Below are 24,281 nucleotides of genomic sequence, written 5' to 3' on the forward strand. Positions count from 1 at the left end.
ACTTTGCGGCATCAGGATGAGAGCGCCCAGCGCGCCAGCTGTATGTGGCGGGTCTGGCCAAGCAGGCTATGCACCAGGACAAATTCGTGCGCGGTCCAGCCGATGGTTTCAATCACCTTTGCCGGAACCAGGCGATTGTCGTACAGCAGGGTGACATGAGGCGTGTAGTGCGGATTGGCTTTGCCGAACCCGGCTTTTTCCAGCGCCCTGCCAAGCGTTTCCTGGAATTTCGCCAGGGCGGCGAGGCCATCGCCGCCCAGCAGGACTAAAGGGCGTTTGCGCGGCCGGCCGTGGAAACTCGCCGCGCGGTCGAACGCGACATCGAACGGCGCCGCCCTGATGCTGTCCGCCGCCGTCATCGCCGCCTTGACAGCGCCTTGCGGCAGGCCCAGGTAATCGCCCAGGTGGCTCAAGGTGACATGCAAACGTGCGATCCCGATTGGCTTGCCTGTCACGCCAAACTCGTCGCGCAGCAATCCCCGCTGCCGTACGATGGCGGCCGCCGCATCCGGAGCCGGGACGATAGCGAAGAACAAGCGATCGGTCGGCTGCGGCGGCGCCTCGAAGCCCGGCAAGAAAAGCTGTCCGGGCACGTGATGGATGCGTTTCATGAAATGCGCTGCTTCCGTTGAAAAAGGGGATATCAGTTTACGCCTTTTTCACACCAGGGAAGTGGGACCGGCCGCATCAGAAGTCGATCAGAAAGCCCGCACCGATGGATTTTTGCGAATAGTTGTAGTCGATCAGGCTTTCGCCGTAACCGGAAAACAGATGCAGGTATCCCTTTAAATTGGTCGTGACCGGAAACGCCCAGCCGGCCTCGAGCGCGCCGTGCCCGGTCTGGAAATTGCGGCGTGCAGTCATCGAATACTCATAACCGTTCTGGCGGTAACTGGCGCGCACGTCGCCGTGGCCCATGTAGTCAACGATATCGATGTTGTCGTTGTTGGCTTTTGCATTGTCGAGGCGTTTCCAGATCCTTGCCGACAGTGCCAGGTTGCCGTATTCGGCGCCCAGTTCAGTATAGAAACGGTTCCAGCTGCGAGACAAGGTAGAGGATTGGCCGTTGGACTGGTGCACCAGCCCGAAATTGAGATAGCGGAAGTTGAAGTCGCCGATCTTCATGCTCAATGGCAGCGTCGCAATCAGTTCAGGCTGGTAATTCGTTTCGCGAAACGGACTGGAGTCGGCCCGGTTGTATGCCTGCCAAAAACTTTGCTGGGTGTAGGCCAGCCACAGGTCGACCGGGCTGCCGGCGACGTTTTCCGCCATCTTCATCTTGAAACTGAGCTGGTAAGTCAACTCTGTATGCTGCGGCTTGAGTCCGTTGGCATCGCTGGCGAATGGCGCGTTGTTGGCGGAGGTGCTGTAATTGGCCAGCAATACATAATTATTCAGATAGGATTTGAGGGCAAACACGCCGCGTTTGGAACTGGGATCAAGTTCCCAGCTCTGCACCGTACGCGAAATCGGCGACTCGCTCGGCTCGCTTGCGTTCTGGGCCGCGGCCAGGGCCGGCGGCGATGCAGGTGCAGCTAGGGGAACAACGGCTGCAGCGGGAACCGGCGCATCGGCGGCGGCCTTGGCCAGGGCATCGAAGCAGTCCAGGCGCGCGCTGGCGTCGCCCAATACGGAGCAGCGCGCCAGTTGCTGCTCCAGCTCAGCCGCATGCAGCAGCGCCGGCGACATGCAGCTCAAGGAAAAAACGATTGTCTTGATGTTTTTTTTCATGATGGATTTTAAAAATACGAAACTGCCCCGCCCCGCCAACCGTGGCGGGCATGGGGAATCAAAGCATGTGCGCTATTGCTAAATTGTCGCGCTCGCTCGAGAACACGTTTTCCGGTCGTAGCAAAAAACAAAAAAGCCCGCATTCATGTGGGCTTTTGAGCGTTTCTCATCTTCGCATATTAGCAAATGCCGGACGCCAGATTATTTCCGCTCTGTATTCGCTGCAAAAACGCTTAGAATCGACCGCATTGGCTAACGATCCCGCAAAAGCCCGCTTTCATGCGGGCTTCGACGTTTTTTTGAACTGCGGATAAGGCAGATTTTCACCGGGCTCTATCGGGCCCTCACTGCAGCGAGCGAAACTGTCATGACAAATAGAACCATCGAAGCTGCCCCGCAAATGTACGCGCGCATGGGCGGCGTGCTGTACCTGGCAATCATAGTGCTGGGCGGACTCGCCGAGGGATTCGTCATGAACCGGCTGGTCATGCCGGGCGACGCCGCGGCAACGGCGCATAACATCTTGGCCTCGCCGCTGCTGTGGCGCCTCGGCGTCGCCGGCAACCTGATCGTACCCTTATGCGCCGTTGCGCTGACGTGGGTGTTTTATCTGCTGCTCAGGCCGGTAAGCAAGCGTTTGGTCCTTCTTTCCGTATTTTTCAACCTGGTGTCTCTCGCGGTCGAGGCCGTCAGCAAGCTGTTTCTCCTTTTGGTCGAACCCATATTGGGGAATGCCGGCTACCTGAAAGCCTTTGAACCGAGGCAGCTGCAAGTCCTCGCGGACCTTGCCCTTGCCTCGCATGGCATTGCCTTTAACATCGCCCTGATATTTTTTGGCTGCGGGTGCCTTGTCGATGGCTACCTGATTTTCAGGTCGGGTTACTTACCCAAGGCAGTAGGCATATTGATGCAACTTGCCGGTCTGGCTTACCTGACTGCCTGTCTTTCCGCACTTTTCACCCCGGCGTTTGCAGAACTGATAACGCCCGCCATCCTGGTTCTGCCATTGGTCGGCGAATCGTCATTGTGCCTATGGCTTCTTGCAAAGGGAGTAAATATCGCCAAGTGGAACGAGCGAATAAGCGCAGGCTAAGCCAGCTTATGCAGTATGCGCGGCAAACCCCGTCAGATCCGGCGCGACATCCGGCCGCAACGTGAGCTCAGGGATGTTGTACGCGCCGGAATTTTGCGGGCGGAATGGTATCGGTGCAGTCTTCCAGAGATCGTCAAGACGCTGGCCGAGCGCATCGCGGATCTTCGCAAATCGTGCGTCGTCAGTCCGCCCTGTGCGATAGACCACGAACGGCGGCAAGACGTCAAAACCAGGGTAATACAGCACCCCATGGTGGATGGGGAACAAAACATCGTCTATTGGGCCATTGATGCCCCGTGCGCTGTAATGCGATTCCCAGCCACCCGTAGTAACGATCAGCATGGCACGTTTCCCCGCCAGCGTGCCTTCTCCATAGCGGTCGCCCCAGCGTGCATCGGAGTGTTCTCCAATACCGTATGCAAAGCCGTAGGCATAGACACGCTCTACCCAACCCTTGAGGATCGCCGGCATCGAGAACCACCACAGAGGGAACTGCAAGATGACAGCATCGGCCCAGCGCAGCTTGTCTTGTTCGAGCGCGATATCCTTGCTCTGCAAGCCATGTTCGAACGCACGCCTGGAGTCAAGCGACGGATCGAAGCGTGCATTTGCGTGCCGATCCGTGCTGTCGTCGGCGTCGAGCGATGCTTTCCATTTCATGGCATACAGGTCTGAAACCTGGACGACATGCCCGGCATCCTCAAGGTGTTTCACCGAGAAGTTTTTCAGCGAGCCGTTCAAGGACTTTGGTTCGGGATGGGCGTAGACGAGAAGAACATTCATGGTTGCGCTTTCAATGATGAGGAGCAAGCAGCTTAGGCTCCGCTCAGGTATATTGAAAATGAATTCTCAATATTCCAGGTATTACTATGAATAATCTCAGACGACTCGACCTGAACCTGCTGGTAACGCTGGATGTCCTGCTTTCGGAACACAACGTGACCCGTGCGGCGCAACGCCTGAATTTTTCCCAGCCATCGATAAGCGTTCATCTCGCTAAACTGCGGGATATCTTCGGAGACCCGCTGCTGCTGCCTGGGCCAAGGGGAATGCGGCCCACCGCGAGAGCCGACGAGTTGCGCGAACCATTGCGACAGGCACTGGACGCACTTGCGCACGCGGTGTCGCCTGCCAGCCATTTTGATCCGGCCAAGGCCAGTCATACCTGGCGCGTCGCCGCCACCGACTATGGCGAATCGACGATCGTACTGCCCGCCCTGGGCGGCTTGCGCTCGGCGGCGCCTGGCACCCGGCTGGCGGTGCTTGAACTTGTTCCGCCCCGCATAGCCAGGCAAGCGGAACAGGGCGAGATCGATCTTGCTTTTCATACCAGCGAAGGCGCTCCGCCGGGCTTGCGGCGCCGGGCGCTCTTTACCGAGCGATATGTCCTGGCGGGGCGCGTAGGTCATCCGCGTTTGAAAAAGCGTCCAACGCTTTCTCAATTCTGCAAGCTCGATCACGTGATCGTATCGCCGGATGGCGGGGGATTCCATGGCGTCACCGATGAAGCGCTGGCGGAGGCCGGCCTGGCGCGCCGCGTAGTGCTTTCCGTTCCGCATTTCCTGTTTGTCGGGTCCGTGCTGGCGAGCACTGACATGGTGGCGATGCTGCCCGCGCGCCTGGTCCGCGACGCCAGCGAGCTGCAGGTTGTCGAGCCGCCTGTCGAGGTGCCAGGCTACGAGATGGCCATGCTTTGGCATGAACGCTGCCATCGCGACCCCGCGCATCAATGGCTGCGCGAGTACATCGCGAATTCGGTGTGATCCGGCACATCACCTCGCCGAAGTGACAATATGCAATCTCGACAAACAGCGCACACTTTTCAAAAGTGTGCGCTGGGTTCCGGCAGGAACGATTAAGGCGTCAGCGTGAAGTTGATAGCAGGCTGGTTACCCGTCGTGACGTTTACCGATAGATTTGATTGAGTTACATAACCATTCGCCGAGGCTTCAACTACATACTTGCCGGTGCCTGGAGTGGTGTTTGGCTGCGTTGCAAACATGATCGGCAACGCCGCACTATATTGGCCAAGCTGCGGCGCCACGGTGGGCAGGTTTGACAATGCATATGCGCCACTTGCCACATCAACGCCCTGATATTTGATTGTCACCGTAGGGCCGGCCGAGAAGCTTTGCTTTGCCGCTACATAGGCAATTTCCGTTGCGCTAACCGGATTTAACACTACCGTGCCGCTAATAGCGCCTGGAGGCGTGGCGGCTGCTTGCAAATCGATAGGCGTGCTATTGCTGCTGACTACGACCGTGCTGGTGGTGCTGGCAACCGGCACCGCGGCAATGACCGCGGTTGCACGGTTGTCCGCAGTAAGCACGACGTCATAGTTGCCCGGCACAAGACGTGCGAGGAAAAATTCTCCCGTCGTGGCATTGGGCACCGTGGAACGCACTACGACACCGTTCTGCTGCGCAGACACCATGACGTGATTATTCAGCAAGGCAGGGTTGATGAAACCGTCGATGCCATTCACAACCGTGGGAATCACGGTGATCACCGGTTTCAATGCGTATTTTCCGTTACCCTTGGTCACGACGGATTTGCAGGCATCGAAGTCGAGTACCAGGTCAGTGCGTTGCCCAGATGCGACGTCAAATTGATTAATCAGCTTGATGCCGCTTTGCACCGCACTTGGCGTATCGAGTGAAATTTCCGTGCTTGTGCCAGATGGAATCACCGAGTTGGCGAGGCCAGCTCCGGTGTTTGGATCAAGCACCAGGCGCAGCTGCGTGTAGTGGCCCGCCGTCAAAGGTGTTTGACCCAAATCTTCCAGAGCGCCATTGGTCAGATTAAGAAGGTTGATTTTGCGTGCAGGGGTCAACGTGATATCGGCCCAGCCAGCATCGTTTTCGTTGGCAGTTGCGCTTTGATGCACGCGCACTTTGTTAACGGTGACATTGACCGCATCAAATCCACAGGACGGCGCATCGGTCATCGCCACGCCCAACGTCCCGGTCCCAGCCGCCGGGGCTCCATCGCCGCCGCCGCCGCAGGACGCGAGCAATACAACTGTCGACACCGCGCCGAATGAGCATAGCGTACGTAAAGAATTTTTCATTTTATGTCTCCTTGTAATTATGGATATACGGCGTATTGAGCGCCGCTCAGAATGTAGCTTCAGTAGCAACAATTCTTATATAACCACAAACAGAGCCACTGAGTTACCGAGGCAAAAAGGACATTATTTACAGAGCTGGATGCACTGCATGGCTCCTCGTCTAATCAATCTTTCAGTGCCACGCAAATTTTTATTGCGGCGCTTTGACAAGCGTATGCGCCTTTCCTTTATTCGTTTTTTTGTGGGCCAAACCCTTTTGATTCGCGCGGTCCGCTGAACGTTGCAGGCCCTTGTCACGATCCGCCGCATTAGCTCCATTAGTGTTTTTCATCCCCTCACTACTGATGTGCTGTGACGAGGCGCCACCGAAATGTGTGCCGCCCCCGCCACGAGCAAAAGTGGTGACGCTAGCACTGGTCGGAAGTATGGCGGCGCCGATTATGCATGCATTTTTAAACATGTTCTTTCCTCTTTTATAGAATTGAATTGCCTTATGCATGGCTTCGAATAAGCGAGAAATATCAAGCATGCACATTATTGACACTACAACTCCATTAGTACTCCAATTCGATGAAAAGTTGACGTCTTATGCGCATTAGATGTATCGAATTGTTTCATAACGATACTCTTCCGATATCAAGCACTACTCATATTTCCTAGCCTGATGGCGATAAAACCCGGTATTACAGACGCCGACTTGTAAACCATTGTGAATAGCTACAAGCCGTTTACAAATGCCAACAACCGCGTTAGTCAATATGCCAAAATGAGCGCGATTTAATTAAAGGTCCATCATTCAAGTAAAAGGAAAAGAAATATGAAGAAGCTTTTTGCACTATCCGCTTTTATCGTATTAACCTTACAAGGTTGTGCTGTCTATGGACCAGACTACCCCGATGCCGTAGTGGCCCCGCAAGGCCGCGCACAAGGCGGCCCTGGCAATGGTTTTTGCCCGCCAGGACAAGCAAAAAAGGGGAATTGCTAAAAAAACATTAATGACGATCGCCCCGCTGGAATCAATACCGAGCCATAAAGCAAAAAAGCCCGCAGCAAGCTCACTGGATTTGCTGCCAGCGTTGCTGGCGATATTGGTGGTCGCCGCAGGGCCGATGAAGCGTGCTACATCAGTGCCGCCTGATGATCGATAGACATTGAGCCTTGCGTATGGCTCAAAGTACCGGCACCAGTGGCGATCTCGCCCTTGATCCGTACGCCAGCGCGCAAGGGCCACCTTCATGCAGAGGGTGCCCATACTTGGCGTCCCCCCCCCCAAAAAAAAAGCGCCATCGTCTAACAACGATGGCGCCGTCCTCTGTACCGCAAGGATTATGGCGGAGACAAATTGATCGTCACGGAACCGTTGCCCCCCGCAACATTGCCAACGCTGGCGGCTCCATTGCTGGAAACGGCATAGCTTGCGCCACTGGGGCCGATACTGCCTCCGCCGCCGCCGCCGCCCTGCCCCCCGGGAACGGTGCCGCCGCCGCCGCCACCGCCGTAGCCACCCCCGCCGCCTCCACCGTTACCACCCCCGCCGCCAGCTCCACCGCCGCCGTTACCGGTACCGCTGCCGCCGTTGCTGCCGTTGCCGCCGCTGGCTCCTCCGGCGCCGCCATTGCCTGATCCGCCGGCTACCCCGCCGTTAACCGCGCTGCCGCCCGTACCACCGTTACCCCCTCCACCACCAGCCGGAGGGCCACCCGCGGTTCCTGCGCCATTACCAGAACCGCCGCCATTTCCGCCAAACTGTCGGAAGAAGGGGGCGACTCCCGTCCCGCCGCCACCGCCGCCAGCGACGATCTGATTGATGGACCCAGCGTCGAAATTGCTCGAACCGCCGCCACCGCCGCCGTTGATGCCGCCGCCGCCACCGCCGCCAACGGACAGGGTATAGCTCGTTCCCGGAACAACCGTCAACGCCGTCGTCACGACACCGCCATTGCCTCCTCCGCCACCGTTGCTGCCGCCACCGCCGCCGCCGGTGACAACGACTTGGATCGTATGAATTCCCGAGGGGACAATCCAGGTATAAACGCCTGGCGTGGTGAAGCTCAACGGCTCCACCGTGAATGCGACCGAGCCGCTGATACCGCCTACCGTGGCTGAAATATTGGCTGCACCGATGGAAACCCCACTGGCGAGACCGGTGCTGGACACAGTGGCGACCGCCGTGTTGTCGGAAGCCCAAATTGCCGTTGCGGTGAGATCCGGAGTAGAACCGTCCGAGTACGTACCAGTGGCAGTGAATTGCTGCGCCAGGCCTGCAACAACTGTCGAACCGATAGGCGTCACCGCAATCGACACCAAGGTTACCGGCGTCACGGTGAACGCTACGGCCGCCGAGGTGATGCCGCCGAACGCCGCTGTGATATTGCTGCTTCCGGTAGCAATGGTCGTCGCTACACCGTTCGAAGTTGCGGCATTGCTGATCGTTGCGACGAAAGGAAGGCTAGACGCCCATGTGACTTGGGTGGTCAGCACCTGCGTCGTGTTGTCCGAGTAGGTACCCGTGGCGACAAACGATTGCGTCAAGCCTAAGGCGACGCTGGCTGTTCCCGGTGTGACGGCAATCGAACTCAACGTGGCGGCAGTTACATTCAACGGCACAGCCGCCGAAGTGATCGCCCCCATCGTCGCCGTGATGTTGCTCGTACCCGCCGCAACCGTGGTGGCCAGCCCATTGGAACCCGATGCGTTGCTGATCGTCGCCACAGTCGCAGCGCTCGACGACCATGTCACTTGGGTGGTCAGCACCTGCGTGCTGTTGTCGGAGTAAGTCCCGATGGCCGTAAACGCTTGCGTTGTTCCAAGCGGCGCATTGGGTGCGGTTGGATTGACGGAGATGGACACAAGTGTCGCGGCATTGACCTTCACTGCTGCCGTGGCAGTAATGGTTCCGCACAGGCTGGCTGTTCGGCAGCTTGCGGTGATGACCGTGTCACCAGCAGTGAGCGCAGTCGCAAGACCTTTGCCGTCGACCGTTGCGACCAATGCATTGGAAGAGCTCCAGGCCAGATCCGCACTGATGTCCTGCTTGGTTGTGTTTGTGAACACGCCCGTGGCGACCAGTTGCTGCGTGGTGCCGGCAGCGATGGTTGCGGACGCGGGAGAGATGGTCAGGCTGGAGACGGTGGCCGGCGTCACGGTAATCCCCGCCGAGCCGGTCTTGCCGCCCAGACTGGCACTGATGGTTGCCGTACCCTGGGACGTAGCACTCACGGTGCCGGTCGTTCCGCCGACAGTGGCAACCTGGGTGTTCGAGGAAGTCCAGGCAACTTGGGCGCTGACATCCGCATGACTGCTGTCACTGTAAACTCCAGTGGCGACGAGCTGGACCGTGGTTCCTGCCGCAAGGCTCGGATTTGTCGGGGTGACCTCGATGGACTGGAGGGTCTTGGACTGTGCTGTGGAAGCACTTCCTGCGTCGCCGCCGCCTCCACCGCACCCGGCCAAGGCTAACAAGCCAACCAGGACCAGATATTTCAGGTATCGGAGAAGATGAAAAACGTTCGGTATCTGCATTTGAAACTCCCTTGTTTTTTGTTTCCAACTGGCATTATTTTTATAGTTACAAGGGAGTCTAAGTGGCCTTTTTTCACCGGCTTGACCGTGCGTCACAGTTTTGCAAAATATTTCTGTTTTCTGCCGTATATGTCGGTGCTAAACTTTCCAGCATTGCATGAGAGCACTGCACAATCAGCTCTGCAGCTCAAAAGGCAAAACTATGGCGACGCAATGGATAACGAAAAAATCAATAGTGCCCTTCAAGTGCCACCGCTCTCTGAAACTGCCCGTCATTTCGCCGCCTACCCAGCGTCAATCGGCGCGCCCCCGAAATAAATAGGCGGTTAAAAATATTTCTGCGGAGCGGATTTCTGTAGAAAATGCATGACACTCATACTGGACACAACAAAGAAAAAAGCCCACATTGCTGCGGGCCCTTTTAGATATTGATGCTGGCTGCCGAACTTGCCTCTCCACTGCAAAGTATCGAGAAATCTAAGAAGTACGACGAGAATAATGCAACACCTTGATGAGATCGCAATCCCGCTTAGAATGCCCGGCTGAGTTCGACCCATGCGCGGACCGAAGCGGTACTTCCCACCAGCACTGGAACCGAGCCGATACGCGCAGCAAGGTAGGCTTTGGCGCTCCACTGGTTCGGCCCGGCCCAGTTTAGTCCCACACCCGCCCCGCTCAGGGTTGCGCTGTTCGGCCCCGCCGCCCAAGTGTTCTTGTTGACCGTCACATGCGCACTGTCCGCAAAAGCCACCGCCTGCCACTGCCCACCCGAGGCCGCGCCAAGGTCATGCCGCAATTCGAGCGTCCCCAGATATCCGATATCGCCCGACATCGCACCCACGTCGTAGGCTCGCACCGAATAGGGCCCGCCCACTGTCATCTTTTGCGACGCATCCAGATTCGCGTTCGCCCATTGTCCGGAGAAGGACAGATACACCCCATCCCTCGGACTCAGGCTTTGCAGACGGGCCAGGTTCAGGTTCCATTTCGTGAATCGGCCCTGGGTGCTCGCGCTTGCCGCATCGGCCAACTGCGCTTGCGCGTTATCGAAGCCGACCCGCCCCGCCGTCAAGCCCACGCTCCAGGTGCTGACGGCGCCAGACAGCAGCCCGTCGCGCGCATCCCCGGCAACGCTCAGCGTCCAGTTACCCAGGTGCCGGTCGGTGTCAATCGCGCTGGCGTCGACATGGTCGCGCAGTTGCAACTGGTCATACTGAATCTGGCCGTAGAGGTTGACATCCCGGCTGCGCACCAGCGGTTGTTTGGCCCACAGGCTTTCCACCTGCGCCGTGCCATGCGCATCGAGCGACGACAGCGGTCCGCCCAAACGGTAGTGCAGCGCCGAATACGAGCCACCGATGCGGGTGCCTTGGCCGCTCACCAGCGTGTCGTAGGCGAGTCGTCCGTAGTTCATCCCGCTGCCCGAACTGAGGCCGCTCACGCTCAGGATATCGCCGTGATGCAGCGGATCGATCACATTCACCGTGCCGCCGAGGCGCGCCCTGCCGGTATACCGATTGCCGTTGTTGTCCAGCGCCACATTGCCCATGACTGCCGGTACCGGCCGGGCGTTCACCAGCAGATCCGAGGTCCCGACGCTCTCGCCCGGCGTCAATGTCGCATTGACCGCGACACCAGGAATATCGGACAACAGCAATAGCGCGCGGTCCATGTCCGCCTGGCTGATGACCTGCCCGCCTTGCAACGGCGACAGCGTCGCCGCTAACAAGGGATCGTTCACCCGGCTGCTATTGTCGAGCCTGATCTTGCCGTAGCGTGCTTCGATGACTTCGATGTCCACCACGCCATCTTGGATGCCCTGTGCCGGGATGATCGCCCGTGCCAGCGGATAGCCGTGGCTGTGGTAAAAATCGGTGATGCGCGCGACCACTTTACCTAGCTCACCCAGAGTCAAGGTCTTGCCTTCCACGTCCGCCACCAAGGCGTGCAGGGTCGAGGTATCGAACTGGGTATTGCCGGCGATCCGGATGGTCTGCACCAGGAACGGCGCGCTCGACGGCAGCTTGGCGCCGCCTTGCGCTTCGATGGTCAGCCCGGTCCCGGTGGATGAAGGCGCCGGCGGCATGACCGGTTGATTCTGCTTCAGAATATCACCTGCGCCAGGAATGACAGGGGCCGCCGCCTGCGCGGCCAATGGCGAAAAAACCACCAGCAATGCCGCCAGCAGTGGAGTCACAGTGTATTGCGAGGGTTGTTTATGATTCATTTCAGATATCTTATTCATTCACGTTGACGATATTGTTCGGCAGCTTCATGCCGCCATTCACGATGTGCAATGCCGGCCCCGTACCGCCGATCGTCGTCATGGCATTCGCCACTGCGCCGTTGTCCATGACAGGCGTGGATGCCGTGCCTGTAGCGCTGCTGGAGAGCTGTGTCACCACAATGGTTGTTGATGGATTAAATGCGTCAGAAGCCGCACCCGTCTGATACGAGAGGACGCCTGACTCCAGTTGCGCCATGGCGTTCAGCACCGGTGCCGATGGCAAAACAGGACTGTTTCCTGTGCTGCTCGTACCTGGCGTTGGTATTGGCGTCGGCATCGGTGCCCCCGCAATAGTAAATTTATTACCCGCATAGCCTATCGCGTAGCCGAGTGGATTTGCCAAACTTCCCTGGCCAATGGCATAGGATCCAGCAGTCTCCCCTGATGCACGTACCAGGGTTCCTGTAAATGAATTGATTGCATCGCCAAGCAGTAAACCTGTTGCGGTGTAGCTCAACGTCGGGTCTGCGCTTCCATATGCTTTGCTCGACGCGTTGGCCGTCACAATCACGGTAGGCACGAATGCGAACAAAAAGGTTTGACCGGAAGCTGGAAGCGTGACGCCGGGAGTACTGCCGCCTGCATAGTTGACGTTAAAAAAGTGACTGCTCGTATCCATGCCGCCAAATGTATCCCCGGCCACATTCGTCGAATATATCCGCGTCTTGTTTGCCGTAATGGGGCTGGCCGAGCCCGAATTATTGACAAAATTACCGCCGATGGCGGCCAGTTCGACATTACCCGTACCGGCATTGATGCTGGCCCCTACACCCAAAGTGATGCTCGGCGTACCTGCCAGGCGGTCAGCAGAAATCGCACCGGGAGCGCCGGCCACGGCGGTGAAATTGCTGTTAGCCGTAGTGATGCTGGAATTCAGGTTGATGTTGCGCCCGGCTTCCAGGGTAAACGCACCGCCGCCTGCACCTGCCACATTGATCGCCGCGTTCACGGTGATGTCGTTGCTCGCTTGCAGCGTCACGGCCGTGCCCGCCGCGAGTGTGGCACTCAGGGCTGACGGGTTGAAACTCATGCTCGAACCCGTACCGGTGGCGAACCCCAGGTCACCGGGCGTGCCGATCAGTACCTGTCCGGCACCTGCCGCGTAATGCGAACTCGCCACCAGATAGTTGCCGTTGGCAAGCGCCATGATATTGCCGCCGCCTTCGCCGCCGCTGCCAACGTAGTCGTTGGCTGTGGTGCCGACCAAGCTGTTGCTGGCCGATACCACGCCGGAAACGCCGCTAGTGCCATTGCCGTAGGTCGCCGCGCCCTTGTTACCGCTCCAGTTGCCGCTGGCCACTACGTAGTTGCCGTTGGCAAACGCGTAGATACCGGTATTGCCCACATAGTCGCCTGCCGTCGAGCCGACCAGGCTGTTGCTGGCTGATACCGCGCCGGAAACGCCACTGGTGCCGCTGCCGAAGGTCGCCGCGCCCATGCCGCCGTTCCAGTTGCTGCTGCTCACCACGTAGTTGCCGTTGGCAAGCGCGGTGACGCGGCCGCTGCCAACGTAATCGCTGGCCGTCGAGCCGACCAGGCTGTTGCCGGCCGATACCACGCCGACAACGCCGCTAGTGCCGCTGCCGAAGCTCGCCGCGCCCTTGTTGCCGTTCCAGTTGGCGCTGCTCACCACGTAGTTGCCGTTGGCAAGCGCGGTGACGCGGCCGCTGCCAACGTAATCGCTGGCCGTCGAGCCGACCAGGCTGTTGCCGGCCGATACCACGCCGACAACGCCGCTAGTGCCGCTGCCGAAGCTCGCCGCGCCCTTGTTGCCGTTCCAGTTGGCGCTGCTCACCACGTAGTTGCCGTTGGCAAGCGCGGTGATACCGCCGCTGCCAACGTAGTCGCCCGCCGTCGAGCCGACCAGGCTGTTGCCGGCCGCTACCGCGCCGGCAACGCCGCTGGTGCCGTTGCCGAAGGTCGCCGCGCCTATGGCGCCGTTCCAGTAGCTGCTGCTCACCACATAATTGCCATTGCTAAGCAAGGTGATGCCGCCGCGGCCAACGCGGTCGTACGCCGTCGAGCCGACCAGACTGTTGCCGGCCGATACCGCACCGGAAACGCCGCTGGTGCCGCTGCCGAAGGTCGCCGCGCCCCTCTGGCCGTTCCAGTAGCTGCTGCGCACCACATAGTTACCGTTGGCAAGCACGGTGATGCCGTCGATGCCAACGGAGTCGTTGACCGTCGAGCCGACCAGGCTGTTGCTGGCCGATACCGCGCCGGAAACGCCGCTGTTGCCGCTGCCGAAGGTCGCCGCACCCATGCCGCCGTTCCAGTTGCTGCTGCGCACCACATAGTTACCGTTGGCAAGCACGGTGATGCCGTCGATGCCAACGGAGTCGTTGACCGTCGAGCCGACCAGGCTGTTGCTGGCCGATACCGCGCCGGAAACGCCGCTGTTGCCGCTGCCGAAGGTCGCCGCACCCATGCCGCCGTTCCAGTTGCTGCTGCGCACCACATAGTTACCGTTGGCAAGCGCGGTGATGCCGTCGCCGCCAACGGAGTCGCCGGCCGTCGAGCCGACCAAGCTGTTGCTGGCTGATACCGCGCCGGAAACGCCACTGCTGCCGCTGCCGAAGGTCGCCGCGCCCATCCCGCCGTTCCAGTTGCTGCTGCGCACCACATAGTTGCCATTCGTAAGCGCGGTGATGCCGTCGCCGCCGACGTAGTCGTACGCCGTCGAGCCGACCAGGCTGTTGCTGGCCGATACGGCGCCGACAACGCCGCTGGTGCCGCTGCCGAAGGTCACCGCCCCCATGCCGCCGTTCCAGTTGCTGCTGCTCACCACGTAGTTGCCGTTGGCAAGCGCGGTGATGCCGTCGCTGCCGACGGAGTCGTACGCCGTCGATCCGACCAGGCTGTTGCTAGCCGATACCGCGCCGACAACGCCGCTGGTGCCGCTGCCGAAGGTCGCCGCCCCCATGCCGCCGTTCCAGCCGCTGCTGCTCACCACATAGTTGCCGTTGGCAAGCGCGGTGATGCCGTCGTTGCCGATGGAGGCGCCGGCCGTCGAGCCGACCAGGCTGTTGCCGGCCGATACCGCGCCGACAACGCCGCTGGTGCCGCTGCCGAAGGTCACCGCGCCCCTGTTGCCGTTCCAGTTGCTGCTGTCCACCACATAATTGCCATTGCTAAGCAAGGTGATGCCGCCACTGCCCACATAGTCGCCCGCCGTCGAGCCGACCAGGCTGTTGCTGGCCGATATCGCGCCGGAAACGCCGCTGCTGCCGCTGCCGAAGGTCACCGCCCCCATGTTGCCATGCCAGTTGCGGCTGCCCACCACGTAGTTGCCGTTGGCAAGCGTGATGATGCCGCGGTTGCCAACGCGGTCGCCTGCCGTTGAGCCGACCAGGCTGTTGCCGGCCGATACCGCGCCGGAAACGCCGCTGGTGCTGCTGCCGAAGGTCGCCGCCCCCATGTTGCCGTTCCAGTTGCGGCTGTTCACTACGTAGTTGCCGTTGGCAAGTGCGATGATGCCGTAACTGCCCACAGAGTCGTTAGCGTGACTACCCGTCAGGGCAGAAATGAGCGCGCCCGTGTTGGTATCGAACAAATAGACCGCTCCGGCATTGCTGCCGCCCAAGCTATCCCCGTAGCTGGTGATAACAACCTTGCCATTTCCCTGAAATACACCATTCACGGTCGTGCCCAGCAAAGTGGACTGGCTGCCAAACGCGTTCCCAGCCGCCGCATGCGGATCAAGCAACGCGAAGGCAGCGGGGCCGGCGCTTGCCGAAATGATGATGTTGGCCGGATCGAGCAATAGCGTGCCGCCGACACCCGCATCGGCCTGACCGGCGTAGTTCAAGCTGCCCTTGCTCGACACTTCAATGCGGCCGGCTTGATTGGCGCTGATGCTGCCGTAGTAATCGGTCTGCTGCTCCGACCAGACCACGACTTGCCCATTGCCGCCATCGGCCTTGAGGGCAGTGGCGCCGTTGAGAGTGGTAGTTTGCGCATTGACCAGGTTCGGGTTGGTCCCGTGGAAATCGCCGCCGACGCGGATCAGGCCGCCTTTTGTCGTGCCTGATGCATCCAGCGTCGCCGCCGCCAGCGTGACGCGGTTGCCCAGCGCGTCAATGGTGCCACCTTGCTGGCCTGTCGCTTCGATCTTGGCGGAACTGAACAAGCTGTTGTCGCCTTGCAGATGAACGCTGCCGCCTGTCGCCGTGCCGTTGGCTTGCAAATGCGCCGCCGAGGTGGCGACGATGGCGTCGGAGGCATGGTAGTTGATGGCCCCGCCATTGCCCGCAGTGCCGCTGGCATTCGCCGTGCCGGCATCAAGAATGGCACGGGCATTGATGGCGATATTGCCGCCTTGCTTGCCGGAAGCGTCGAGCGTGCCGCCCTGTGTGACGTAATCGCCTTCAAGACGGATCACGCCGCCCTCAGCGCTGACACCTTTGGCTTCGATCACGCCAGTGTTGTTCACTACGCTGGCCAGCAGCGCGTCCTTGGCGCCCGCGCTCATGACGACCAGTCCGCCGTCGGCCCGGATCAAGCCGCCGTTTTCGGCAAGGCTGTCCAGCACGCTTTGATTGACCCGCATGTTCACCAGGCTATTGCCGCTGAAGGTCAAGGTGGCCGCACTGCCCGCGCCGAGCGCTACGCTGCCCAGCTGCGCCACGATCACACCCTGGTTGCTGACATGATTGCCCAGCAACGCCACGTAGCCGCCGGCCGCCGCGTTGATCGTACCTTGATTGACCACGCTGCCCGTGCCATTGCCGCTGAATAGGCGCTGGTTGCCGCTCAGGCTGGCTTCGTTCAGGTCCAGGGTCGATGCAACCAGCCCGCCGACATTGACTTGCGCGCCTTGCCCGAACAGGACGCCGTTCGGATTGATCAGATACACCTGGCCGTTGGCGTTGAGGTGGCCGAGGACTTGCGTGCCCTGGGTGTCGAAGATGCGGTTGACCGCAATCGCGCTGGCCGATGGCTGCACGAAATTCACCGTCTCCTGCGGCGCAATATTGAAACCTTTCCAGGTCAGCGACAGGTTCTGGCTCGATTGCGTGACGGTGGTGGTAGCGCCGGACTGGGAAATGCTGCCCGCACCTGACACCAATTGTCCGCCGACCGGCGCTGCCTGCGCCAGCGATGCGCTCAGCGCCAGGGCAGCCGCGATCAGCTTGCGGCGCGATCCCTTGCCCCTGCCGCGTGCCGTTTCCGCCACTGCGACCCAGCCGTTCAATACCTGGCTCCAGACCAGGCGGTATATGTGATTCATCGATCCGTGGCGTTTCATGCGGTCAGTCCTTCTTTTGTGGGTATTTTGTAGAACCCGCTGCGCAAAACAGCCCCTTCCCTGCATCGGGAAAAATCTGGATTACGGAGAGCGGGAGTAAAAAGCTGTGGTCAGCTATTTGGTGGCGAACTGACGCGATCAACTAGCGTTCCCAGGAACGCGCGACGGTATGGATGCATGATTTCCCCTTGTTTTTTGTTGCCATAGAGCATTGTTTTTATTGTTATAAGCGAGTATAAGCAGCCTTTTTTTGCCGGCTTGACCGTGCGTCACAGTTTTACAAAATATTTCTGTTTTCTGCCGTGATATGTCGGTGCTAAACTTTCCAGCATTGCATGAGAGCACTGCACAATCAGCTCTGCAGCTCAAAAGGCAACACTATGGCGACGCAATGAATAACGAAAACATCACTAGTGCCCTGCAAGTGCCGCCGCTCTCCGAAACTACCCGTCATTACGCTGCCTACCCAGCGTCAACCGGCACGCCCCCGGTCCTGGCGAATTACCGCACTGTCCATGCGCCTGCCATCGTTCATAGTCACTTCACCGTAGAGCGCGAACCGCAGCAACGGCAGTTGCTGGCCTGGCGTGACCGGGTCGGCCACATCATCGATGTGCTGCCCTCGCTGCATCAGATTGAGAAACCGTTCCACGCTTCAATTGACCGCTATTCGGTCGGTAAACTGGCTTTTACCGACTGCCGCTCTGATGCGTTGTTACTGGAGCGTTCGGTGGCACGCATCTCCACGGACAGCATCCGTGACTATGTTTTTCAGGTGTTTATGGAAGGTGGCGTCGAATCCGACGCAGGGACCTACGCGCAACGCCGCAGTTCGCCATCCGTGGCACGCATGATTGCACTGGACATGAATCAGCCGGTGCGGATGCAACGCCATGCCTGCCGGGTGCTGACGCTCTCTGTTCCGCGCTCACTGGTGGAAATGAACGTCCCTGACGCAGAAGCCATACATGGCCGTGTCATTCACGACATCACTCCGCTGACCCGGCTACTCGTCGAACATATTGCGTCGCTGAATCAGAATCTGGGGGTGATCAGCGCGAGCGAAGCGGACAGTGCCTTGCACGCCAGCATCCACCTGCTGGCCGCGGCTTTTGGCAAACAGGCAGGCCTGACCGGCAATGCGCGCGCTGCCGCACGCGCTGCCATATCCGGTCAGGTACGACGCTATATCCAGGCGAACCTGCATCAAGCAGAACTCTCTCCAGAAAGCTTGCTGAATACGCTGCAACTGCCGCGCGGCACCTTGTATCGTCTGTTCGCGCATGAGGGTGGTCTTGGTGCCTACATTCGCAACCGTCGACTGCGCGCGGCGGCGGATGAACTGGTCCGCTATCCGGATCTGGCGGTGATGGATATTGCTTACGGCCTGGGCTTCAAAAGCGCTTCGGATTTTACCCGCGCTTTTCGCCGGGCCTACGACATGGCGCCGCAAGATTTGCGCGCACAAGCGTTTGAATTACGACGCACCAGAAGCAAATAAACCTGCCTGAATGACGGGAGATGGTGCAAAACCCGCGCTGTCAGCGATCTTCAACCGTCTCGGGAAACCAGATCAAGGCGAACAGGCTGATACATAGTGCGGCAAGCAGATACCATGCGGGAGCCATTGGATTTCCAGTGACACCCATCAGCCAGGTCACGATAAATGGCGAAAAGCCGCCGAATATCGTTACACCAAAACTATAAATCATCGACATCCCGGTTGCCCGATGATGACGTGGAAAAGCTTCCAGCATCATCACCGCGCTTGCACCGCCATTGGTTAATGCCACGGCGGCGTAGCCTCCGATAATGAATAATGAGAGCAGTACTCCCGCGCCATGCGTCAATACAAGGAAAGCGGGGTAAGTCAACACGATGCAAGCGATCAGTGTCAGGTATTGGATCGGCTTGCGGCGGCGTTGCCGGTCGGCGACGCGAGCCAGTATCGGATTGCCGACGAAAATCACAGCACCAGCCAGGCAAGCCGTGAGCAGGCTGATGGTGGACGACAGATGCAGGGTCGTGATCAGGTAGGTCGGCATATAGAACACCATGATGTAAATGCTGGCCGTGGGTGCCGCCATCAACAATATCCCGAACCACAGCGTACGGGAGCGTTGCGCGAACACACTCGTCACGGTGGGCCGATGCTGTGCTCCCATCCCGGCCTCGCTCATGTGACGACGGACATACCACCCGACCGGCCCGACCAGCATTCCCAGTATGAAGGGGATGCGCCAGCCCCAGTCTTGCATCGCTTCACGGGTAAGCAGTGCTGTGGTGACAGCCCCGACCAGCGCTCCGGCAAGCGCCGATGCCCCCTGGCTGCCGGCGCGCCAGCTGACCATATAGCATCGTTGATTTTTGTCCGCCAACTCCATCAACATGGCCGAGGCAGCGCCGATCTCCCCTCCCGCCGCCAGCCCCTGCAGGAGCCTTGCCAATACAATTAACACCGTGGCCGTCACGCCGATCGATGCGTAAGACGGTGTGAACGCGATGATCCCGGTGCCCAGCGTCATCAGCACGATGGAGAAAAGCAGCCCCGCCTTGCGCCCCTTGTGGTCGGCCAGGTTGCCGATGACGATCGCTCCCAGCGGACGCATGAGGAATCCGGCGCCAAATGTGGCGAGCGCCATCAACAGAGATGAGAGAGGGTTACTCGACGGAAAATAAAGTTTGCCGATGATCACAGCGGAAAAGCTGTACACCGTAAAGTCATACATTATCAAACCGTTGCCGATGGCGGCGGCCACGATGATGCGCTTTGTCTGCGCCGCAGTGGGCGCGGTTTGTATCGGGATGGACGGAGAAGCGGTCGTCATTTTTGTATGTATCCCTGATGGAAAAGTGCTAAAAACACAATGTTTACATTTCCTGCTCAGCTTATCTGGTTTCAGTCCCAAAGTGCGTCATTTTGCGTCAGCGCGTTGTAGCCAATTTCCTCGCGTCCCCTGCGATTATCATCGGCTTGCCAATCAATGCGGAGCCATAAAGCAAAAAAGCCCGCATTTATGCGGGCTTTGGAGCATTTTCTGCCTTTGAATACTAGCGAGTGCCAGACATCAGATCACTCCCACTCGATAGTCGCCGGCGGCTTGCCTGAAATATCATAAACCACGCGATTGATGCCGCGCACTTCATTGATGATGCGATTCGACACCCGCCCCAGCAACTCATGTGGCAGGTGCGCCCAATGCGCAGTCATGAAATCCTGGGTCTGCACCGCACGCAAGGCCACCACGTATTCATAAGTACGGCCATCGCCCATCACGCCGACCGACTTGACCGGCAGGAAAACCGCAAACGCCTGGCTGGTCTTGTCGTACCAGGTTTCGTCCTGGTCGTCCGTCGTGTTGCGCAGCTCTTCGATGAAGATGGCGTCGGCGCGGCGCAACAGGTCGGCGAATTCTTTCTTGACTTCGCCCAGGATGCGCACGCCCAGGCCCGGGCCCGGGAATGGATGGCGATACACCATCGCATGCGGCAAGCCAAGCGCGACGCCCAGCTTGCGTACTTCATCCTTGAACAGTTCGCGCAGCGGTTCCAGCAACTGCAGGTTCAGGGTTTCCGGCAGGCCGCCGACATTGTGGTGGCTCTTGATCGTGTGCGCGGCGTTCTTGCCCTTGCCGGCGCTTTCGATGACGTCCGGGTAGATCGTGCCTTGCGCCAGCCATTTTGCATTCTTCAGCTTGGCCGATTCAACCTGGAATACTTCGACGAATTCGCGGCCGATGATCTTGCGCTTGGCTTCCGGATCGGTAACGCCGGCCAGGTGGCCCATGAACTGCGCGGTGGCGTCGACATGGATCACCTTGACGCCGAGGTTCTGGGCGAACATCTCCATCACCATCTTGCCTTCGTCCAGGCGCAGCAGGCCGTGGTCGACGAAGACGCAGGTCAGCTGGTCGCCGATGGCGCGGTGGATCAGGGCGGCGGCGACACTGCTGTCGACGCCGCCGGACAAGCCCAGGATCACCTCGTCGCTACCAACTTGCTTGCGGATCGATTCGACCGCTTCGGCGATGTAGTCCGGCATGTTCCAGTCCGGCTTGCAGCCGCAGATATCGATCACGAAGCGGCTCAGGATCGCTTCGCCCTTGACCGTGTGGGTGACTTCCGGGTGGAACTGCACCGCATAGAAGCGGCGCTCGTCGTCAGCCATGCCGGCGATCGGGCAGTTCGGCGTCGACGCCATCAGTTTGAAACCAGGCGGCATGTGGTCGACCTTGTCGCCATGGCTCATCCAGACTTTCAGCATGGAATGCGATTCCGGCGTCACGAAATCGCTGATGCCTTCCAGCAGCGCGCTGTGGCCGCGGGCCCGCACTTCGGCGTAGCCGAATTCGCGCACCTTGCCCATCTCGACCTTGCCGCCCAGCTGCTCAGCCATGGTTTGCATGCCGTAGCAGATGCCGAATACCGGCACACCCAATTCGAACACCGCTTGCGGCGCACGCGGGGTGTCGCCGTCAGTGACGCTGTTCGGACCGCCCGACAGGATGATGCCGGAAGCACCGTAGCTGCGAACGAATTCATCGGACACATCGTAGGGAAACACTTCGGAAAACACGCCTGCGTCGCGCACGCGGCGCGCGATCAGTTGGGTAACCTGGGAGCCGAAATCGAGGATGAGGATTTTTGAGTGCATGGTGGATGCCTGGTAGCTGATTTAGCAAAAAATGAGAATCTTTAAACTGCACGCGCCACCGGCGGTATCCCCGCAGGTGGCGCGTTCCTGGACTAGATCAAGGTGCAGATCCAACTATCAGTCGGTGCGATAGTTAGGCGCTTCCTTGGTAATCTGGACGTCATGGACATGCGACTCGCGCATGCCGGCTGAGGTGATTTCCACGAACTCGGCTTTTTCGCGCAGTTCGTCGATAGTCGCGCAACCGCAATAACCCATGGAAGAACGCACGCCGCCGATCAGCTGGTACAGGATGGTCAGGACGCTGCCCTTGTACGGCACCCGGCCTTCAATGCCTTCCGGCACGAACTTGTCAGCCTTGTTGGCCGAATCCTGGAAGTAGCGGTCGGCCGAACCATCCGACATCGCGCCCAGGCTGCCCATGCCGCGATACGACTTGTAGCTGCGGCCCTGGAACAGGATCACTTCGCCCGGCGCTTCTTCGGTACCGGCAAACATGCTGCCCATCATCACGGTCGATGCGCCGGCGGCCAGCGCCTTGGCGATGTCGCCCGAAAAACGGATGCCGCCGTCGGCGATGCATGGAATGCCTGTGCCCTTGAGCGCCTGCGCCACATTGGCGATAGCGGAAATCTGCGGCACGCCGACGCCAGCCACGATACGCGTGGTGCAGATCGAGCCAGGACCGATGCCGACCTTGACGCCGTCGGCGCCATGGTCAGCCAGCGCCTTGGCAGCGGCTGCGGTAGCGATATTGCCGCCGATGACTTCCACCTGCGGGAAATTCTGCTTGACCCATTTGACGCGGTCCAGCACGCCCTTGGAGTGGCCGTGCGCGGTATCGACCACGATGACGTCAACGCCAGCCTTTACCAGCAGCTCGATGCGTTCTTCGTTATCGGCGCCGACGCCGACCGCGGCGCCAACCCGCAGCTTGCCCTGGCCATCCTTGGAAGCCAGCGGGTGCGATGTCGATTTCTGGATATCCTTGACCGTGATCAGGCCGCGCAGCTCGAAAGCGTCGTTGACCACCATCACGCGTTCCAGGCGGTGCTTGTTCATCAGGCGCTTGGCTTCCGACAGGTCGGCGCCGTCCTTGACGTAGACCAGCTTCTCGCGCGGCGTCATCTTGGCGCTAACTTCCGCATCCAGCTCTTCTTCAAAACGCAGGTCGCGGTTGGTGATGATGCCGACCAGGCGATTGCCGTCGACTACCGGGAAACCGCTGATGCCATGCTGTTCCGACAAGGCGATCACTTCACGGATGCGCATGTTCGGCGGAATCGTGATCGGGTCGCGCACCACGCCGGATTCGAAACGCTTGACCTTGGATACTTCGCGCGCCTGCTCCTGCGCAGTCAGGTTCTTGTGGATGATGCCGATGCCGCCCTCTTGCGCCATGGCGATCGCCAGGCGCGCTTCGGTCACGGTGTCCATCGCAGCCGACAGCAACGGAATGTTGATATCGATATTGCGGGTCAGGCGTGTTTTGAGGGTGGTGTCTTTGGGGAGGACGTCCGAATAAGCGGGGACTAACAGCACGTCATCGAACGTGAGTGCTTTCTGAAGTAGACGCATAGTTTTTCCTATAGGCGCAAAAGCGAATTATACAGAAAACCGGACAAGTCGCCTAACGTTGCGCAATTTTAGCCACAACCGGGGAAATATTTCCACAAAGCACTACCGATCAATTGACACGGCTAGTGAAACATGGCGAAATCTGCGCTCAATCTACTTCTATCGCCTCAAGGAACAGCAATGAATGCAATCCGCCTGAAACACGCCTTTTCCGCCACCGCAGCGCTGGTCCTGCTCAGCCTCGCGACTTCCGCCCTGGCGCAATTCGTGTGGCTGGACGAAAAAGGCGTGAAGCAGTATTCAGACTTGCCGCCGCCGCCCTCGGTGCCGAACAAGCGCATCCTGAAAACACCGGGCCAGAGCCTGCCGCGCGGCACTACAGAAGAAACCGGAACTGCCGCTGCCGCCGATGCTGATGCCAGCGCCGACAGCAAGCCGGACGCAAAAGCGCAGCCGACCATTGCTGAACAAAACGCCGCATTCCGGAAACGCAAGACCGAACAGGCCGAAAAGAACAAGAAAGCCGAGCAGGAAGCCAAGCTAGCCTCCAACAAGGCAGAAAACTGCGCCCGAGCCCGCGCCAACCAGCGCACCCTGGACTCTGGCGCGCGCATCGCCCAAACCGACAGTAGCGGCCAGCGTTCATACATGAACGATCAGCAGCGGGCACAGCAAAACGCACAGAATCGAGAAACCTTGAGCGAATGCCAATAAGCAGAAAACTGCAAAAGCCCGCGATTCAGCGGGCTTCAGGTTGCTGACGAACCCACCATTTTTTGGTGGGTTTTATTTTTTGTGGGTCGAATTAAGGCGTGGGCTTAAAAAACAGGCGATCGGCAGAAGAAAGCGTCATGCAAGAGGAAATGGCGCATCAAGGCGTATGTGCGGTCGAAATGGACGTTTAAAGAAGCTAAAAGCCGCGCCAGCAGCAGCGCGATCTTCTTCATATTCTGGCAAGCAGCCCCCAGCAGACATTGCTCGGCAAGCTTGCGCAAGCCACGCATCTTTGCGTAGCGATGACCATGCAATTGCTTGGCGTCGGCGAAGCTGCGTTCCACCGTTTCCTTGCGTCGCGCGTAAATACGCTTGCCCCATTCG

18 protein-coding genes are annotated in these 24,281 nt (G+C 59.3%); 5 read left to right on the plus strand and 13 right to left on the minus strand.

Going from position 1 to position 24,281, the window contains the following annotated elements; translation table 11 throughout:
• Nucleotides 1-11 precede the first annotated feature (11 nt).
• Nucleotides 12-611 (minus strand): 2'-5' RNA ligase family protein, encoded by a 600-nt coding sequence (locus BM062_RS15860; RefSeq protein ID WP_092398539.1) that lies wholly within the window; start codon nucleotides 609-611, stop codon nucleotides 12-14.
• Between the two features lie 76 nt (nucleotides 612-687).
• The gene (locus BM062_RS15865) at nucleotides 688-1,731 is read right to left on the minus strand and encodes a phospholipase A (protein WP_092398541.1); all 1,044 of its coding nucleotides are present in this window, start codon (nucleotides 1,729-1,731) and stop codon (nucleotides 688-690) included.
• Nucleotides 1,732-2,098: 367 nt separating this feature from the next.
• Here BM062_RS15865 and BM062_RS15870 point away from each other — a divergent pair, with 367 nt between their 5' ends.
• The gene (locus BM062_RS15870; protein ID WP_092398543.1) at nucleotides 2,099-2,824 is read left to right on the plus strand and encodes a DUF4386 domain-containing protein; all 726 of its coding nucleotides are present in this window, start codon (nucleotides 2,099-2,101) and stop codon (nucleotides 2,822-2,824) included.
• A gap of 6 nt (nucleotides 2,825-2,830) precedes the next feature.
• On the opposite strand, the gene BM062_RS15875 is transcribed toward BM062_RS15870, so the two are convergent.
• Nucleotides 2,831-3,607 carry an NAD(P)H-dependent oxidoreductase gene (locus tag BM062_RS15875; RefSeq protein ID WP_092398545.1) on the minus strand — a complete coding sequence of 259 codons (777 nt, stop codon included), beginning with the start codon at nucleotides 3,605-3,607 and terminating at the stop codon, nucleotides 2,831-2,833.
• Between the two features lie 86 nt (nucleotides 3,608-3,693).
• Between BM062_RS15875 and BM062_RS15880 the strand changes: the two genes are divergently transcribed.
• Entirely contained in the window at nucleotides 3,694-4,587 is an 894-nt protein-coding gene (locus BM062_RS15880; protein WP_092398547.1) for a LysR family transcriptional regulator, read from the plus strand.
• A gap of 92 nt (nucleotides 4,588-4,679) precedes the next feature.
• Here BM062_RS15880 and BM062_RS15885 read toward each other — a convergent pair whose 3' ends face one another.
• The 4 genes from BM062_RS15885 to BM062_RS25945 form a co-directional block, all read right to left on the minus strand.
• A complete protein-coding gene (locus BM062_RS15885) occupies nucleotides 4,680-5,894 on the minus strand; it encodes a DUF4382 domain-containing protein (RefSeq protein ID WP_092398549.1) in 1,215 nt (404 codons plus the stop codon).
• Nucleotides 5,895-6,084: 190 nt separating this feature from the next.
• On the minus strand, nucleotides 6,085-6,423 hold the full coding sequence (locus BM062_RS15890) for a hypothetical protein (RefSeq protein WP_254785098.1): 339 nt from the start codon (nucleotides 6,421-6,423) through the stop codon (nucleotides 6,085-6,087).
• Nucleotides 6,424-6,753: 330 nt separating this feature from the next.
• Nucleotides 6,754-7,146: a hypothetical protein gene (locus tag BM062_RS25625; protein WP_175501022.1), complete on the minus strand. Its 393-nt coding sequence runs from the start codon at nucleotides 7,144-7,146 to the stop codon at nucleotides 6,754-6,756.
• Between the two features lie 74 nt (nucleotides 7,147-7,220).
• Nucleotides 7,221-9,416 (minus strand): beta strand repeat-containing protein, encoded by a 2,196-nt coding sequence (locus BM062_RS25945; protein ID WP_092398551.1) that lies wholly within the window; start codon nucleotides 9,414-9,416, stop codon nucleotides 7,221-7,223.
• On the opposite strand from BM062_RS25945, the gene BM062_RS25150 reads away from it, so the two are divergent.
• Nucleotides 9,393-9,734 carry a hypothetical protein gene (locus BM062_RS25150; RefSeq protein ID WP_139220070.1) on the plus strand — a complete coding sequence of 114 codons (342 nt, stop codon included), beginning with the start codon at nucleotides 9,393-9,395 and terminating at the stop codon, nucleotides 9,732-9,734. The two genes, BM062_RS25945 and BM062_RS25150, sit on opposite strands and share 24 nt — an antisense overlap.
• Before the next feature lie 211 nt (nucleotides 9,735-9,945).
• Here BM062_RS25150 and BM062_RS15900 read toward each other — a convergent pair whose 3' ends face one another.
• Both BM062_RS15900 and BM062_RS15905 read right to left on the minus strand, forming a co-directional pair.
• Nucleotides 9,946-11,661, minus strand: a complete 1,716-nt coding sequence (locus BM062_RS15900; protein ID WP_092398553.1) for a ShlB/FhaC/HecB family hemolysin secretion/activation protein — start codon at nucleotides 11,659-11,661, stop codon at nucleotides 9,946-9,948.
• The gene (locus BM062_RS15905) at nucleotides 11,654-16,951 is read right to left on the minus strand and encodes a two-partner secretion domain-containing protein (RefSeq protein ID WP_175501029.1); all 5,298 of its coding nucleotides are present in this window, start codon (nucleotides 16,949-16,951) and stop codon (nucleotides 11,654-11,656) included. Before BM062_RS15905 ends, BM062_RS15900 begins: the two co-directional genes overlap by 8 nt.
• Nucleotides 16,952-17,342: 391 nt before the next feature.
• On the opposite strand from BM062_RS15905, the gene BM062_RS15910 reads away from it, so the two are divergent.
• On the plus strand, nucleotides 17,343-18,452 hold the full coding sequence (locus tag BM062_RS15910) for a helix-turn-helix domain-containing protein (protein WP_092398557.1): 1,110 nt from the start codon (nucleotides 17,343-17,345) through the stop codon (nucleotides 18,450-18,452).
• A 40-nt stretch (nucleotides 18,453-18,492) separates the two neighbouring features.
• On the opposite strand, the gene BM062_RS15915 is transcribed toward BM062_RS15910, so the two are convergent.
• The 3 genes from BM062_RS15915 to guaB form a co-directional block, all read right to left on the minus strand.
• Nucleotides 18,493-19,779 (minus strand): MFS transporter, encoded by a 1,287-nt coding sequence (locus BM062_RS15915; protein ID WP_092398559.1) that lies wholly within the window; start codon nucleotides 19,777-19,779, stop codon nucleotides 18,493-18,495.
• Nucleotides 19,780-20,024: 245 nt separating this feature from the next.
• Nucleotides 20,025-21,605, minus strand: coding sequence for a glutamine-hydrolyzing GMP synthase (gene guaA / locus BM062_RS15920; RefSeq protein WP_092398561.1), 1,581 nt, complete (start codon nucleotides 21,603-21,605; stop codon nucleotides 20,025-20,027).
• Nucleotides 21,606-21,722: 117 nt separating this feature from the next.
• Nucleotides 21,723-23,183: an IMP dehydrogenase gene (gene guaB / locus BM062_RS15925; RefSeq protein ID WP_092398563.1), complete on the minus strand. Its 1,461-nt coding sequence runs from the start codon at nucleotides 23,181-23,183 to the stop codon at nucleotides 21,723-21,725.
• 180 nt (nucleotides 23,184-23,363) lie between these two features.
• Between guaB and BM062_RS15930 the strand changes: the two genes are divergently transcribed.
• Nucleotides 23,364-23,897, plus strand: coding sequence for a DUF4124 domain-containing protein (locus BM062_RS15930; protein ID WP_254785099.1), 534 nt, complete (start codon nucleotides 23,364-23,366; stop codon nucleotides 23,895-23,897).
• 104 nt (nucleotides 23,898-24,001) lie between these two features.
• Here BM062_RS15930 and BM062_RS25950 read toward each other — a convergent pair.
• Nucleotides 24,002-24,281, minus strand: a 280-nt coding sequence (locus BM062_RS25950; protein WP_254785100.1) for a transposase, incomplete at its 5' end; no start/stop codon positions are given.

It is taken from the genome of Collimonas sp. OK412 (assembly GCF_900112135.1).
Lineage (GTDB): Bacteria > Pseudomonadota > Gammaproteobacteria > Burkholderiales > Burkholderiaceae_D > Collimonas > Collimonas rhizosphaerae.